Genomic DNA, 15,768 nt, shown 5'->3' on the forward strand with positions numbered 1-15,768 from the left:
TCAGCAGACCCTCCGGGCTTTTCCCTTCGGTCTTTCTTTGTGTCTCCGACTCTACCAGACTCACTTCCGTGATCCTGACCCCCGGTCGGCGGGGACAATCTCTCGGCCTTTCGGCCTTTCCCTCCGGGTTTCCCCTTCGGTGTCTCCGACTCTATCAGACCCACTTTCGTGTTTCTGACCCCCGGCCGGCGGGGCCTTTCGAGCTTTTCGCCCTCCGGCGTGTCCACCACGTTAGAGCATTTCCCCGGCCGATTCAAAATCGACCCGGACCATGAATTCAGCATGCGCGAACGCACGAGAAACAGGCCCGAAAGGGCAGATGCACCTAGGCAGTGGGTGCCGCCTCCTGGGACGCTCAGCGTCACTTGGGGAACCGAACGGCTCCGTGGCAGCTCGGAGAACATTACGCAGACACGTCTGGAGCGTCAAATCCAGGTGGCACACCGGTCGTACCCCCGGTCGGGCGCGTGCGCGGGTGCCTCAGTCGAGGTCGGTGAGGCGGCCGCCGGCGTCCGGCTGGTCGTCCTCGACGCGGCGCAGCAGCCGGGTCAGCAGTTCGCCCAGCACTCCCCTCTCCTGCGGGTCGAGGTCCTGCAGGAGCCCCTCCTCGAAGACGGAGGCGAGTCGCATCACCTCCAGCCACTTCTGGTGGCCGGCCTCCGTGATCCCGACGATGACGCGCACCCGGTTGGCGGGGTCGCGCTCCCGGGTCACCAGTCCCGCCGCCAGGAGCCGGTCGATGCGATGGGTGATCGCGGCAGGGGTGAGGCCGAGCCGGTTGGAGAGGGTGCCGGGCCACAGCTGGTAGGGGTCGCCCGCCATGACGAGCGCCTTCAGCACCTCCCACTCGCCCTGGCTGAGGTCGGCGGCCCCCAGGTGCCGGCTGTAGGCGACGCTCATCCGCCGGTCAAGGCGGGAGAGGGCGTTGACGACCTTCTCCACCTGGGGGTCCAGCTCCCGGTACTCCCGGAGGTAGATGGCGATCTGCTCGTCGAGGGTCGGCTCGCGCCGACGCTTGGGAGGCATGGCGGGGAGTATCGCACGTCACCCTCAAAGCGTTCGATCCCGAACACCTCGGCCCTGTAGTCTTCGATATCGAACTTTAGCTTCTAACTCTCTGGCCCCGGGCACGGCGTCGTCCGCCGACTCGGGGCCCGGCCGCGTGGCCCGGCGCCCCGCGGCCCGGACGCCCGACGGGCCGGAGCGGTAACGGAGCGGACCAGCACGACGAGAAAGGCGAGGGGGACGGTGGACAAGCTGACCGGGACGGGATCGGCGCTGCGTCGCATCCAGATCGGTAACGCGCTCAGCGCGTTCGGCAACGGCTTCACGGTGCCGTATCTGTTCATCTACGTGGCGCGCGTGCGCGAGCTCGGTGATCTGGCGGCCGGCGCCACGCTGGCGGCGTTCGCCGTCGCGGCGCTGCTGGTGCTGCCCTTCACCGGGCGGGCCATCGATCAGCGGGGGCCGCTGCCGGTGGCGCTCGCAGGGGCGGCGGCCGCATCCGCCGGCGCCCTGAGCTTCGGGTTCGCCGCGACAGCGCCGACGGTGCTGGTCTCCGCCGGCGTGATGGGCGCGGGCCTCGCCATGCTCCAGCCGGCGCTGGCGACCATGATCGTGTGGTGCTCGACGCCGGCCGGCAGGTCCCGGGCGTTCGCGACGCAGTTCTTCCTCGCCAACCTGGGGCTGGGGCTGGGCGGGCTCACCGGCGGGCTCATCGTCGACGAGCACCGGGCCGGGAGCTTCGTCGCCCTCTTCACCACCGAGGCCGTCATGTTCCTGGTGCTGGCGGCGGTGGTCTCCACCGTGCGGCTGCCGCGCAGCGCGCCCGGGGTCGCACCGCACCGGCCGGTCGCCGCCTCCGGCGGGCCGGGTGCGCGCGGAGCGGCCGCGGCCCGGCTGCGCGTCCGCCGCCGGAGCGCCGATGCCGCCGCACCGGCGGCAGACGGGATGCGCGCGGTCTTCGCCGATCCCGCGATGCTGCTGCTCTGCGTGCTGGGCTTCGTCCTCTTCTTCGCCTGCTACGGCCAGTTCGAGGCCGGGCTCGCCGCCTACGCGGTCGAGGTGACCCGGGTCTCGCCGAGCACGCTCGGCATGGCGCTGGCGGCCAACACCGCGGCGATCGTCGTGACCCAGTACGCCGTGCTGCGGTTCGTCGAGGGCAGGCGGCGCAGCCGGGTGATCGCCCTGGTCGGCATGGTCTGGACCGTGGCCTGGCTCGCCGCTGCCGCTTCCGGGCTGCTGCCGGTGGCACACGCCCTGGCGGTGGGGCTGCTGATCTCGACCTACGCGCTGTTCGGCGTCGGCGAGGCGATGCTGTCGCCGACGGTGGCGCCGCTGGTGGCCGATCTCGCTCCGGCCCGGCTGATCGGGCGGTACAACGCGGCCTTCGCGCTGGTGAAGCAGTTGGCGCTCGCGGTGGGGCCCGCGGTCGGCGGGCTGCTCGCCGCGGTGGGGGCCTACTTGCCGTACCTGGTGCTGGTGACCGGATGCTCGGTGGGAATCTCGGTGCTGGCGCTGCGGCTCGGCCGTCGGCTCACCCGCGACCAGGAGTACGGGACCGTCCCGACCACCGGGGCCGACTCCCCCGGTGAGGTACCGGCCGTGGCCGTGGCAGCGGCGGAGCCGGTGGCGGTGGCTGCCGTCGTCGGGGCCGGCGGAGCGGGGCCGACGACGCCCGACGTGCCGGCTCGGGACGGCGCGGGAGGCGGGCCGCCGGTGACGGCCGCCGCAGTGCCGGCCCGCGCTGATCGGGAGCCCGTCGGCTGCGGCAGCGCCGCCGTCTGACCCGGCGCGGACGGCCCGGGCCCGTACCTGCGCGGTACGGGCCCGGGCCGTTCGGCGTCGTGGCGGCGAGCCGGCCGGTTGGTCAGAGAGCGGCGGGGGCGGGCAGCGCGAACTCGGCCCACACCGACTTGCCGCCTTCCGGCAGCCGCCGGGTGCCCCAGTCGGTGGCGACCGCGGCGACCAGGGCGATGCCGCGTCCGGTCTCGTCGCCCAGGCGGACCTGCTGGTGGCGCGGCAGGTGCTCGTCGCCGTCGGTGACCTCGATGATGAGCCGTCGGTCGGTGCGTCGCAGCCGCAGCCGCATCGGCGCCTTGCCGTGGACGACGGAGTTGGCGACCAGTTCGCTGGCGGTGAGCACGCCGAGGTCGCGGAGCTCGTCGGGGAACCGCCAGGAGGAGAGGACACCGCCCGCGAAGGCCCGGGCGCGCGGTGTCGCCTCGATGCCGCCGTGCAGGTCGAGCGCGGCGGCGCGGAACAGGCCCGCGTCGGCGCCCTCGGGTTGCGGCCGGGTGAAGGCGAGGATGGCGACGTCGTCGTCATGGCCGTCGGAGATGCCCAGCGCGCGCAGCAGCCGGTCGCAGAGGATCTGCGGCGAGTCCGCGGCGACGGCGAGCGCCTCCTCCATGGTGTCGAGTCCGGCGTCGATGTCGGCGTCCCGGCGTTCGACCAGGCCGTCGGTGCAGAGCACCGCGCTGCTCCCGGGCGGGAAGGGGATGGCTGCGGACTCGTGGACCCAGTCGCCGGTGCCGAGCGGCGGTCCGGTGGGGCCCGGGGTGCGGTGGACGGTGCCGTCGGGGCGGCGGACCACGATCGGCAGGTGGCCGGCGGAGGCGTAGGAGAGGGTGTCCTCGCTCGGGTCATGGACGGCGTAGACGCAGGTGGCGATCTGGGTCGGGTCGATCTCCGACGCCAGGCCGTCCAGGAGCTGCACCACCTCGTGGGGCGGCATGTCCAGCCGTGCGTAGGCGCGCACTGCGGTGCGCAGCTGGCCCATGACGGCGGCGGCGCGCACGCCGCGTCCCATGACGTCGCCGATGACGACGGCGGTGCGGCCGGCACCCAGGGTGATGACGTCGTACCAGTCGCCGCCGACGGCGGTCTCGGTGCCGCCGGGGTGGTAGGTCGCTGCCACCCGAAGCTCGTCGGGCTGTTCCAACTCCTGCGGCAGCAGGCTTCTTTGCAACGTGACGGCCGTCTCGCGCTGGCGGCCCTCGCTCTCGCGGAGGCGCTCGGCGGAGGTGACCTGGTCGGTGACGTCGGCGGCGAAGACCAGGACGCCGCGCACCGGTGGGCCCTCCGGCGCGGAGAGTTCGACAGGGGTGCAGGTGAAGGTGTGGAAGGTGTCGCGTCGTGGCCCGCGCACGCGGCGGGACTTGATGGTGCGGGAGGTGTTGCTGCGGCGCACCTGGTCCATCAGCGGGACCAGTCCGAGCTCCTCGAGCTCGGTGAGCGATTCGCGGGCCGGGCTGCCGGGGGTGCGGGGGCCGAACAGGGCCGCGTACGCCTCGTTGACGTACGCGAGGCGGTGGTCGGAGCCGTGGACGAGCGCGACGGGGGCGGGGACCTGGCCGAGGAGTTCGTGCACCGCCGGTCCGTGCACGAACTCGGCGTCGGTGGCGGACGCGTGGGACGCCCCGGGGGTGCCGGGGCCGTCGGGCGGGTCGTTGCCGTCGGTCTGTGCCACGTGGTGGTTCTCCTCGGCGGGTTCGGCGCCGGCCGCGGTCCGGGCGTCGTGGCGGCCGGGTCGGCCGTCGCGCGCGGCGGGGACCGGCTTGGCCGCGGTGATCGCGGCGGGTGCGGTGCGCCGCTGCGTGCCGGGCAACCGGATGCCCCAGCGGGTCAGTTTCACCTGGTCTCTCCCAGTAGCCCGGTCAACCTGCCGGGATGGCGTGGCTAGGGTCTCGGGCGTCGCCGTCAGCGCGCGGGCCGCCGGTCCAAGACTACGGCCCTCCGGGGGTGCGGTCGCTGCCCGCCGCGGCCTCGAACTCCGCCCGGGGGTGCTCCATCGAGCCCAGCGAGACGATCTCACGCTTGAAGAGACCGGCCAGGGTCCACTCGGCGAGAACGCGGGCCTTGCGGTTGACGGTGGGGACCCGGCTCAGGTGGTAGGTGCGGTGCATCAGCCAGGCGGGGTACCCCTTGAGGCGTCTGCCGTACACCCGTGCGACGCCCTTGTGGAGGCCGAGGGAGGCGACCGAACCGGCGTAGCGGTGGCGGTAGGAGACCGGCTGGTGGCCGCGGAGCACACGGGCGATGTTGTCGCCCAGAAGTCGCGCCTGGCGCACGGCGTGTTGCGCGTTGGGCGCGCAGAGCGCGGGTTTCCCGTCGGGCGCCGGGTCGTCGACGGAGAGGTCGGGGACGGCGGCGGCGTCGCCGGCGGCCCAGACACGCTCCACGCCGGTGACCCGCAGCTGGGGCGTGCACCGCATGCGCCCGCGTTCGTCGAGGGGGACGCCGCAGGCGGCGAGGACCGGGTTGGGCTTGACGCCCGCGGTCCACACCAGCGTGCGGGTGGGGTGGCGGGTGCCGTCGCTGAGGACGGCGACACCGTCCTCGTAGGCGTCGAGCCGGGTGCTGAGCCGCACGTCCATGTTGCGTCCGCGCAGCTCGCGGACGGCGTACTCCCCCATCCGCAGGCCCACTTCGGGCAGGATGCGGTTGGTCGCCTCGACGAGAATCCACTTCTGCTCGGCGGCGCTGACGTTGGGGTAGTAGCGGCTGGCGTAGCGCGCCATGTCCTCCAGTTCGGCTACCGCCTCGACCCCGGCGTAGCCGCCGCCGACAAAGACGAAGGTGAGGGCGGCGTCCCGCACCTGCGGGTCGCGGGTGGAGGCGGCGATGTCGAGCTGCTCCAGCACGTGGTTGCGGAGCCCGATCGCCTCCTCGACGGTCTTGAACCCGATACCGTGCTCGGCGAGTCCGGGAACGGGCAGCGTTCGCGAGACCGAGCCGACGGCGAGGACGAGGTGGTCGTAGCGCACGGCCTCCGGGACGCCGTCCGCCTGCTCCGCCGCGAGGGTGCGGATCTGCACGGTCCGCGTGGCGGGGTCGGCGGAGACCAGTTCACCGCCGAGGAAGCGGCAGCGCGGCAGTATCCGGCGCAGCGGCACGACCACGTGGCGCGGTGAGATGGAGCCGGCGGCCGCCTCGGGGAGGAACGGCTGGTACGTCATGTACGGCTCCGGGGAGACCACCACGATCTCCACCGCCCCCCGCCGCAGCTCGCCGCGTAGGCGGCTCTGGAGGCGCAGCGCGGTGTAGAGGCCGACGTATCCGCCGCCGGCCACGAGAATGCGGGTGGGTTCCTTCGTCACTCGTCCATGAGGCACAGGGTCTCCGGTGTTTGTCCACAGGTACGGCGGGACGCTGCTCCGATAGGGGCGGCGTGGGCCGTATTCGCCCTCTTCTCAGCGTCAGCGGCCTCAACTATGTTCGTACGTCGGAGGGGCGGTCGCACCGCTCTCCGTCGCAGGGTGGGGTGCCGTTCGGGGGGACGGCGCAGGTGCTGAACCGGGGGGAGACAGGTATGCGTTCTCAGGAATCCCAGGAACGGTCCGCGGGTGGGGCCGCGCGGCGCGGGCGGTCGGCCCGCGGGCCGGAGGGCAGGGACGACGGAGCGGCGCCCGCGGAGGGCACGCGGGGCGGTCGCGGGGCGACGGCCAGGCCGGGCGGGAGGTCCGCGTTGCGGACGGACGCGCAGCGGAACCTGCGGCACGTGCTCGACGCCGCCCGTGACGTCTTCGGTGAGCAGGGCTACGACGCGCCGGTGGAGGAGGTGGCCAGGCGCGCGAACGTCGGCGTGGGGACGGTGTACCGCCGGTTCCCGAACAAGGAGGCGCTGGTCAGGTACGTGACGGAGCTGGAGACCGGCCGGCTGGCCGAGCGGGCGTTGTCCTCCCTCTCGGAGCCTGCGGAGCCGTGGACCGCGCTGGAGGGGTTCGTGCGGTTCGCCTCCTCGGCGCGGAGCGGCAGGCTGCTGCCGGAGCTGTTCGCGGTCGGGGTGGGGCTGGGCACCGGCGCGCCGTCGTCGGGCCCCGCGTCGGGCAGCGCGTCGGGCCCCGCGTCGGGCCCCGCGTCGGGCAGCGCGTCGGGCAGCGCGTCGGGGGACGGCATGACGGACGGCTTCGCGCCGGGCCGGGAGGCCGGGGGCGAGGTCGGCGTGGGCGCCGCGGGGGCGGCGGCGGAGCGGGTGCCGCAGCCGAGGTCGGCGCCGGAGGACCTCGACGGGGGCCGCGCGGCGGCGCCTGTCGCGTCCCCGGGCACGCCTCCGGTCGGGGGGACCGGCCCCGCGGGCGACGCTACGCACGAACACACCCGCGAGCTGCTGGAGTTGCTGTCCAGGCTGGTGGAACGCGCGCGCCTGGCGGGTCAGCTGCGGTCGGACGCGTCGGTGGCGGATGTGCTGCTGGTCATCGCCACCGCACCGCCCCCCATGGCGGACACCGCACGCCAGGCGGTGCTGTGCGAACGGCTGTTGGACATCCTGCTGCAGGGGCTGCGGCCCGCCCGCGGCTGAGGCGGGAACCTCCCACGGACGGGTGGTTCCGGCCAACGGCGGCACACGGACGGTGCTCCGTGTGGGACGCTACGACCGGAGCCTCCGCGCGTTGCGACGCGCGGGCCGAAGGGGGCTCGACAGGGACGCAGACAGCCTCGGGGGCTTACCGCATGAGCATGGACGGTCCGGGCGAACCACAGGGTGAGCGCGGGGAGTCCGGCCCGCCCGAGGCAGCAGCGGCCCCGCCGCAGGCAGCGACGTCGGGAGAGACTCACCGCTCCGCCGACGCGCCGCCGGTGGTGCGCACCGCGCAGCCGGTCGCCGGGCCGGCGGAGCGTGACGAGGCACCGGGGGTGGCGGTGCCCCCGCCGTTCCGCGAAGCCGGCCACGGCGAGCCGGCGCTCCCGGGTGACCAGCCGGCGGCTGACGTGCAGTCGGCCGAGCACGCCCCGGCCGCCGAGACGGGGGCGGCGCACGGCAGTGACATCGGGGGCACCGGGGGCGGCGAGGACGACGGCGGGGGGCCGCCACCCGGCGAGGACCACGCCGTCCCGCGGCAGCGGGCCCGCGCCGATGTCGGGCCGCAGTTGTTCGACGGGGCGCAGCCGTTCGGCGGATCGCCGTCGTTCGGCGGGCCGGCCTCCGCCTTCGGAGCGGCAGGGGCGGCCGCCGCGGCCGATGCCGGCGACCTGGAGCTGGTCCGGCTGATCCGCGGCGGCGACGCCCTCGCGTCGGAGGAGCTGTACCGCCGCCACGTCGATCCCGTCCGCCGCTACGCCCGTACCTGCTGCCGCGACGCGGACACCGCCGACGACCTCACCAACGAGGTCTTCGCCGCCACGCTCCAGGCGATCCGCGGTGGCGCCGGGCCGCAGACCGCGGTCCGCGCCTATCTGCTGACCTCGGTCCGGCGGGTCGCCGCGGCGTGGTCGCGAACGACGCGGCGTGAGCAACTCGTCGACGACTTCGCCCTGTTCGCGGTGGAGGCGGCCGGCGGCGGGCGGCGCGCGGCGGAGACGACGGAGTCCGGCGCGGACGTGCGGGCCATGCACGTCGCCGAACGTTCCATGGCGGTGCAGGCGTTCCGGAGCCTGCCGGAGCGGTGGCAGACCGTGCTCTGGCACACCACGGTGGAGGAGTCCTCGCCGCAGGAGGTGGCCCCCCTGCTGGGGCTCACCCCCAACGCGACCTCCGTACTGGCGCACCGCGCGCGGGAAGGCCTCAAGCAGGCCTACCTCCAGGCGCACGTGAGCCGGGCGCTCACCGACGGCGGCGGCTGCGCCCGCTACGCCGACCGGCTCGGCGCGTACGCACGGGGCGGCCTGCGGACCCGCGCGGAGCGTGGACTGCGGGAGCACCTGCGGGAGTGCGACGCCTGCTCGGCGGCGGCGCTGGAGGTCCGGGACCTCAACCAGCACATCCGTTCCGTGCTGCCGATCGCCGTCATCGGCTGGTTCGCCGCGGAGTCGACGCTCAAGGGCGCCGGGCTCTGGGGCGGCGCGGCCGCCGCCGGGGCGGGCGGGTCCGCTGCCGCCGCGAGCGGCAGCGGCTCGGGGGGCGCCGCGTCGGGTGCCGCCTCGGAGGGGCTGGGGGCACCGGTGAAGGTGGGCATGGCGGCCGCCGTCGCGGCGACGGTGACCGCGGCCACCCTGGCGCTGCTGTTCATGGGAGGCGCGGGCGAGCCGGGACGCGACGTGGCCGACAAGCCGGGGGCCGCTGTGCCGGCGCCCGGTACCCAGCCGCCTCCGGAGGAGGCGGACCCGGCGCCGGAGCCCGACCCCGAGCCCTCGGCACCCGCCGTGCCCGAGAACCCCGCGGCGGAGCCGGAACCCGAGCAGCCGGAGCCCGACCCGCCGGTGGAGGCGGAGCCGCCGGTCCGGTCACAGCCCGAGCCGGAGCCCGACCCCGAGCCGTCCGCCCCGGCGCCCGACGTGCCCGAGCCGGTCGACCCCGAACCGGACCCGGCGCCCGACCCGGCGCCCGAACCGGAGCCGGAGCCCGATCCCGAGCCGGAGCCCGAGCGGGCGTCCTACGAGGTCCGGTCGCTCTCCTACGACCTGCTGGGCAACTCGAACGAGCCGACGCTGCGGCTGCTGGGGAGCAGCTGGACCTGGCAGCGGGCCGGTCTGTCGATCGGCGGGCAGCAGCACGCGCACGGCATCACCGTGTCGACGGTCTCCTCGGTGACGATCGACCTCAACCGGCCGTGCCAGGTGTACCGGGCTCGGGTCGGCATCGACGACTCGACGGCGGCGCTGGGCGGGGCGGTGTTCTCCGTGCTCGGCGACGGCGAGCGGTTGTGGACGTCGTCGGTGCTGGAGGGCGGTGATCCGCCGCAGTCCCTCCGGGTGGCTGTCGACGGCGTGCAGTCGCTGCGGCTGGTCGTCGAACCCCGGGGGACTCTGGGGGCGTTGGGGCTGGCCAACTGGGCGGAGTCCGCGATCGAGTGCGGCTGATCCGGCCGCCGGGTCGGGCCGGTCGGATCGGGTCGGTCGGGTCGGGTCGGTCGGGTCGGGTCGGGTCGGGTCGGGTGGGGTCGGGTCGGGTCGGGAGCACGGTGCGCCGCCATCACGACGGATGGCGCACGGATGGCGGCAGCGGCGCCGAGGGCTCGGAGAAGGCTCCGCGAGGTCAGCAGCGACGCGACAGGCCCCGGCAGCGCAGCAGCAGGGTCAGGGAGTGACGCCGCTGGTCACCGCGCGCGGCTGATGGTCACCGGAGGTGGACCAGCACGAGCCGCGCCGGGCCAGCAGCCGCCGCAACCAGACCTCCATGGCGACCAGTTCGGCGATGCCGTCGAGCGGCAGTGTCTCGCCCTCGGTCGCCGCGCGCAGCGCCTTGCGGACGACGCGCGCGTCGACCAGGCCCGCGTCGGCGAGGAGCGGCGCCGCGAAGAGCTCCATCAGCTCCGGAAGCGCGGCGCGCAGGCCGGTGAGGGCGCTCTCCGCGGCGGCCTCCCGGCTGGACGCGCCCCAGCCGGGCGGGAGTTCCCGTACCCCGGCCCCCTGCAGGACGGCGCGGAGCACCTCGGCGCGCGCGCCGGGCTGCACCCGCAGCGTCTCCGGCAGCGCCTGGCAGGCGCGCACCACCTGGTTGTCGAAGAACGGCGCGTGCAGCCGCTGGTGGTGGCGTTCAGCGGCCTGGACGAAGATCCGGTGGTCGGCGGCGCTGCGGGCGAGCGCGGCGCGGGCGCGGGCGACGCCGGGCCGGCCGTTGTCGGCGCTGTGGCGGGGATGGGCCGCGGCGGCCTCCAGCCTCACCGAGACCTCGGCGAGCGCCTCGCCGGTGAGCCAGCGCGCGGCGGGACCGGGGCGGCTCCAGGCGAGTGAGGCGAGTGAGGTGGCGAGCGCGGTGTCGGGTGTGTCGGCGGTGGGGCCCGAGGCGCCGCGCAGGTGGGTGGCGGCGCCGGCGAGGCCGTCGCGGTACGGGGTCCGGGCCAGTCGCCGGGCCGCCCGGTAGATGGTCAGGGGTGTCAGGACCGAGCGGTTGCCGTCGCGGCTGGCACGGGCCAGCGCGGTCACCGGGCGCAGCACGTAGCGGCGGTTGCGGTCGAGCAGCAGGTCGGCGAGGCGCGCGGGGTGGGCGTCGAGGACCTGGCGGGCGCCGCTGCCGATGATGTGGTCGGCGCTGCCGGCGGCGAGCCGACTGCGGTGGCGGGCAACGCCGACAAGTGACGGTCCCGGCTCGTCGGTGAGATGGACCTCGTCCAACGCCGCGTAGGGCAGGGCCTCTTCGGCGGCGGCGACGACGACGTGGTGCAGTCGCGGGTCCTCCCCTATGGCGCGGGCGCGTTCGAGTTCCGCGAGGCGGGCGGTCCGCGCCTCGTCGCTGCCGGGGGTGAGGTCGTTGAAGGTGACGGCGAGCAACCGCTCACCGGCGAGGGTGGAGCCCGTGCCGAAGATGGTTCCGGGTCGGCCGGGGAGCCCGGCGGCGAGCAGGGCGAGCGTGGTGGAGGCGCTGCCTCCGGAGAGGTCGGCGCCGACACCGGGGGCGGGCTCCGCGCCGTCCCGCGCCGGACCGGGGCGGCCGTCGTGGGCAGCGTGGGCGGCGTAGTCGCCATGGGCCGCGTAGTCGCCGTGCCCGGTGTGCCCCGTGCCGTAGTCGTCGTGGGTCGGGCCGTGGCCCCCCGGTCCGCCGGCGACCGCCGCCGCGGCGGGGAGTGCGCCGTGGGCGCCGGCGGTCTCGTGGGCGACGGGTTCGCTGATGTGGCGGGGGGCGGCGAGCCGCGCCCGGACCGCCTCGACCAGGGCGTCGCGGACGCCGGCGATCGCGGCCTCCTGCTCGACCTGGGGGGCGGCGACCACGGTGGGGACGGCCGGTTCGTAGTCCTTGACATCCCGGACGCCGCCCTCCCGCATGGAGAGTGCGCGCCCGGGCGGGACCCGGCGGACGCCGGCGTAGGGCGAGCCGTCGCCGAGGGCCTCCATCGACTCGGGGCAGGCGAGCATCGTGGCGAGCTGACCGATGTCGAGTTGGGCCTCGGTGAGGTCGGCGAGCGGCAGGGCGGCGGTGGCGTAGGCGGTGCCGCCCTCCCAGTCCGCGTGGAAGACGGGGTGCAGGCCGGCGAGGTCGGTGGGGATGACGGTGCGTCGCCCGAACCGGGCTACCGGGGTGTAGCTGCCCGGGAACATGGTCAGTTGGCGCAGCGCGCCGGCCCGGGCGGAGGTCAGTGCGGCTCGCAGCCGGGCGTCGTCCGCGCCGCAGTGCCCGAGCACCGCGAGCTGGGTGTCGCCGTCCGCGTGGACCAGGCGGATCTCGTCCGGGCGCCAGTCACCGACGGCCCACAGCGGGTCCGGCCCCTCCCACAGCGGCTGGGCCCCCAGCGGCAGCACGTCGCGAGCAGCGCTGATCGAGGCTCCGCACCACCCCACGAGCCATCGCATGCCGCCTCCCCCACCGGACCGTGCCCGCGCCGCGGGCTGTTTCGGGTGTGCGCCGCTCCCCGGGTTGGTGGGGCAGTCGGGACACAGTGGGGCCATGCTGCCATGGGAGCGGGTGCTACGGCTCGGTACGGGGTGGTGCGTCGCGGGGCAGGGCTGATCGACCCGTGGCGGGTTGCACCCCTGGAAACCGGCGCTATCCGGCCATTGTTGGCCGGAGTTCGCCCCATGACGACATCGCGCGCGGGCGACGGACCGGTGTGACCCGGGAGACGCTGGTCGCCTCCCGGGCCACGACCGCCGTCTGCGGGGATGTGAGACGGCGGCCTCCCCCGGCCCACCGGTTTCCAGAGCGCGGCGGACCGACCCACGCCCACACCATGCAAGACCTCGGGCCCTCACCTGCACAGAGCGCACGGACAGGCGCACGGCCACATGCCGGGAGCGCGACCGGGGGCGGCGCGGGCACGTTCCCGCGGCGCTGTGACCGGGCCGATCGGCGGCGCCGGAACGCCGCCGCCGGCAGGGGTGGCGAACCGCTCGGCCGCAGTTCGCCACCGTAGAAGACCAGCCATCCGGCGACAGGCCCCTTAACGGTCAGAAGGCATCGAACTACGCTGGGTTGGCGAAAGCGCGGAAAGCCCTGTGCTGGTCGCGGGGTTGCCGTCGGTGGTGTTCAGGGGTGCGCATGTCCAGGCAGTCACGCGGACCGAACGAGAAGCTCGGCACCGTCCTCGTCCTCGCCGGCATGAGTAACGCCGGGCTCGCACGCCGGGTCAACGACCTCGGCGCGCAACGCGGCCTGACGCTGCGGTACGACAAGACCTCGGTCGCCCGGTGGGTGACCAAGGGGATGGTGCCGCAGGGTTCGGCGCCGCATCTCATCGCCGCCGCCATCAGCAGCAAGCTCGGTCGGCCGGTCCCGCTCCACGAGATCGGGCTGGCGGACACCGACCCCACCCCCGAGGTCGGCCTCGGTTTCCCGCGGCACGTCGCCGACGCGGTGCGCGGCGCGACCGAGCTGTACCAGCTGGACTCCTCCCCCGGGCGCGCCGTGTGGCAGTCACTCGCCGGGTCGTTCTCCGTCAGCGCCTACGCCACCCCGGCCGCGCGCTGGCTCATATCCCCGGCCGATGCCTCCGTCGCCCGGGACGCCACCGCGGACGGCCACGGTGCGAACGGCGGCACGGACGGCGAGGACGGCGGAGTAGGCATCGGCCGCGCGGACGCCCCGGACGGCGCCGGCCGCGAGGACGGCGGCACGGGCGACGACGGCGAGGGCCGCGACCCCGCCGGCGAACCGGGCCGCCACCGCGACCGGGACGGCGGTGTCGGCCGCGTCGGTCACTCCGACGTCTCCAAACTGCGGGAGGCCGCCGACGAGGCGCGCCGCTGGGACTCCAAGTACGGCGGCGGCGACTGGCGTTCGGCGATGGTGCCGGAGTGCCTGCGGACCGACGCCGCGCCGCTGCTGCTCGGCAGCTACTCGGACGAGGTGGGGCGCTCGCTGTTCCGGGCGACCAGCGAACTGACCCGGCTGGCGGGCTGGATGGCCTTCGACACCGGGCAGCAGGAGGCCGCCCAGCGCTACTACATCCAGGCGCTGCGACTGGCGCGGGCCGCCGCCGACGTACCGCTCGGCGGCTACGTGCTGGCGTCGATGTCCCTCCAGGCCACCTACCGGGGGTTCGCCGAGGACGGCGTCGACCTCGCGCAGGCCGCGCTGGAGCGCAACCGCTCCCTGGCGACCGCCCGCACGATGAGCTTCTTCCGGCTGGTGGAGGCGCGCGCGCTGGCCAAGGCCAACGACAAGCACGCCTGCGGGGTGGCGCTGGCCGCCGCGGAGAGCTGGCTGGAGCGCTCCCGCTCCGGCGACCCGGACCCCGGCTGGCTCGACTTCTACGCCTACGACCGGCTCGCCGCCGACGCGGCCGAGTGCTACACCGATCTCAAGGCCCCCGGCCAGGCCCGGCGGTTCACCGAGGAGTCGCTGTCGGACCCCACGGAGAACTTCGCGCGGTCGCACGGACTGCGCCTGGTGGTCGCCGCCATAGCGGAGCTGGAGTCCGGCAACCTGGACACCGCCTGCGCCATCGGTACCCGCGCGATCGAGATGGCGGCGCGGATCTCCTCCGCCCGCGCCACGGACTACGTCCGCGACCTGCTCCACCGGCTGGAGCCGTACGAGAACGAGCCCGTCGTCAAAGAGCTGCTGGAGGCCGCTCGCCCGCTCCTCGCTTCTCCGGCATGATCCGACACATGACACGGGCACCGTACGACTGCGACGTGCTGGTCGCCGGCGCGGGCATCGTGGGGCTGGCGACGGCGCACGCCCTGCGCGCCGCCGCCCCGCGGCTCCGGGTCGTGGTGGTGGAGAAGGAGGCCGGGCCCGCCCGGCACCAGAGCGGGCGCAACAGCGGCGTCGTGCACAGCGGCGTCGCCTACCGGCCCGGCTCGCTGAAGGCGCGCCTCGCGGTCGCCGGCGGCGCCGAGATGCTCGCGTACTGCGCCGAGCACGGCATCGCGCACGCCCGCCCGGGGAAGGTCGTGCTGGCCACGACCAGCGAGGAAGTGCCACGACTGCGCGAGCTGGCGCAGCGCGGGCGCGCCAACGGGGTCGCGGTGGAGGAGCTGTCGCCGCGGCGGCTCGCCGCGCTCGAACCCCACGTGCGGGCGGTGGCGGCGCTGCGGGTGCCGAGTACCGGGGTGTGCGACTTCCGGGCCGTGGCCGCGCGGCTGACCGCCGACCTCGACGTCCGGTACGGGGCCGCCGTCACCGTTGTGGACCAGCGCCCCGGCCGAGGCGTGGCCATCGGTACCGAGGCGGGGCATGTGCTGCGGGCACGGGCGCTGGTGACGTGCGCCGGGCTGTACGGCGACCGGCTGGCGCGGCTGGCCGGCGTGGAGCCCGGGCTGCGGATCATCCCGTTCCGGGGCGAGTACCGCACGCTGGCGCCTCGGGCGGCGCGGATGGTGCGGGGCCTGGTGTACCCGGTGGCCGACCCGGCGCTGCCGTTCCTCGGCGTCCACCTGACGCGGGGCACGGACGGCACGGTCCACGCCGGCCCCAACGCCGTTCCGGCGCCGGCCCGCGAGGGGTACCGCTGGTCCGCCGTGGACCCCGCGGAGCTCGTCTCGACCCTCCGCTACCCGGGGACCCGGCGGCTGGCCGCCCGCTACTGGCGCACCGGAGCCGCCGAGATCCGCCGTTCCCTCTCCCCCGCCGCCTTCGCCGCCGCGGTGCGACGGCTGCTTCCCGCGGTGGAGGCGGCCGACCTGCTCCCGGCGCCGGCCGGAGTGCGCGCGCAGGCGGTCCTGCCGGACGGCACGCTGCTGGACGACTTCCGCTTCGCCGAGGGACCGCACAGCGTGCACGTGCTCAACGCCCCCTCCCCGGCGGCGACCGCCGCCTTCCCCATCGGCCGCGAGATCGCCGAGCGCACGCTGCGGCGGCTGGCCGGGGGCTGAGCGGCGGCGCGGCGGCGGGCGGGACGAGCCGGGCTCGGCGGCGGGCTCGGCGGGTCGGGAGTGCGAGGGCTGGTGCATAGTGCCCCGATTTTACGTTCGCGTCCCCGGTCGCGTCGCCGGGACGGCGGGAGCACC

At 75.3% G+C, this 15,768-nt stretch carries 9 protein-coding genes; 5 read left to right on the plus strand and 4 right to left on the minus strand.

What is annotated here, in order from left to right; translation table 11 throughout:
- Positions 1-480: 480 nt before the first annotated feature.
- The gene (locus HCN56_RS16030; protein WP_167971719.1) at positions 481-1,026 is read right to left on the minus strand and encodes a MarR family winged helix-turn-helix transcriptional regulator; all 546 of its coding nucleotides are present in this window, start codon (positions 1,024-1,026) and stop codon (positions 481-483) included.
- Between the two features lie 222 nt (positions 1,027-1,248).
- Here HCN56_RS16030 and HCN56_RS16035 point away from each other — a divergent pair, with 222 nt between their 5' ends.
- The gene (locus HCN56_RS16035) at positions 1,249-2,787 is read left to right on the plus strand and encodes an MFS transporter (protein ID WP_167971721.1); all 1,539 of its coding nucleotides are present in this window, start codon (positions 1,249-1,251) and stop codon (positions 2,785-2,787) included.
- An 82-nt stretch (positions 2,788-2,869) separates the two neighbouring features.
- Here the strand turns inward: HCN56_RS16035 and HCN56_RS16040 are convergent, their stop codons facing one another.
- Positions 2,870-4,636, minus strand: coding sequence for an ATP-binding SpoIIE family protein phosphatase (locus HCN56_RS16040; RefSeq protein ID WP_167971723.1), 1,767 nt, complete (start codon positions 4,634-4,636; stop codon positions 2,870-2,872).
- Between the two features lie 91 nt (positions 4,637-4,727).
- Complete coding sequence (locus HCN56_RS16045; RefSeq protein WP_167971725.1) at positions 4,728-6,101, minus strand: NAD(P)/FAD-dependent oxidoreductase; 1,374 nt, start codon at positions 6,099-6,101, stop codon at positions 4,728-4,730.
- 368 nt (positions 6,102-6,469) lie between these two features.
- Between HCN56_RS16045 and HCN56_RS16050 the strand changes: the two genes are divergently transcribed.
- Together HCN56_RS16050 and HCN56_RS16055 are read left to right on the plus strand one after the other, a co-directional pair.
- Entirely contained in the window at positions 6,470-7,303 is an 834-nt protein-coding gene (locus HCN56_RS16050; RefSeq protein WP_312871260.1) for a TetR/AcrR family transcriptional regulator, read from the plus strand.
- 152 nt (positions 7,304-7,455) lie between these two features.
- A complete protein-coding gene (locus HCN56_RS16055) occupies positions 7,456-9,741 on the plus strand; it encodes a sigma-70 family RNA polymerase sigma factor (RefSeq protein WP_167971728.1) in 2,286 nt (761 codons plus the stop codon).
- Positions 9,742-9,957: 216 nt separating this feature from the next.
- On the opposite strand, the gene HCN56_RS16060 is transcribed toward HCN56_RS16055, so the two are convergent.
- The gene (locus tag HCN56_RS16060; protein WP_167971730.1) at positions 9,958-12,168 is read right to left on the minus strand and encodes an asparagine synthase-related protein; all 2,211 of its coding nucleotides are present in this window, start codon (positions 12,166-12,168) and stop codon (positions 9,958-9,960) included.
- A 685-nt stretch (positions 12,169-12,853) separates the two neighbouring features.
- Between HCN56_RS16060 and HCN56_RS16065 the strand changes: the two genes are divergently transcribed.
- Positions 12,854-14,416, plus strand: coding sequence for an NsdA family TPR-like regulatory protein (locus HCN56_RS16065; RefSeq protein ID WP_167971732.1), 1,563 nt, complete (start codon positions 12,854-12,856; stop codon positions 14,414-14,416).
- A gap of 8 nt (positions 14,417-14,424) precedes the next feature.
- A complete protein-coding gene (gene lhgD, locus HCN56_RS16070; RefSeq protein ID WP_167971734.1) occupies positions 14,425-15,633 on the plus strand; it encodes an L-2-hydroxyglutarate dehydrogenase in 1,209 nt (402 codons plus the stop codon).
- Positions 15,634-15,768 lie beyond the last annotated feature (135 nt).

Source organism: Streptomyces lonarensis (assembly GCF_012033735.1).
Taxonomy (GTDB): Bacteria; Actinomycetota; Actinomycetes; order Streptomycetales; family Streptomycetaceae; genus Streptomyces; species Streptomyces lonarensis.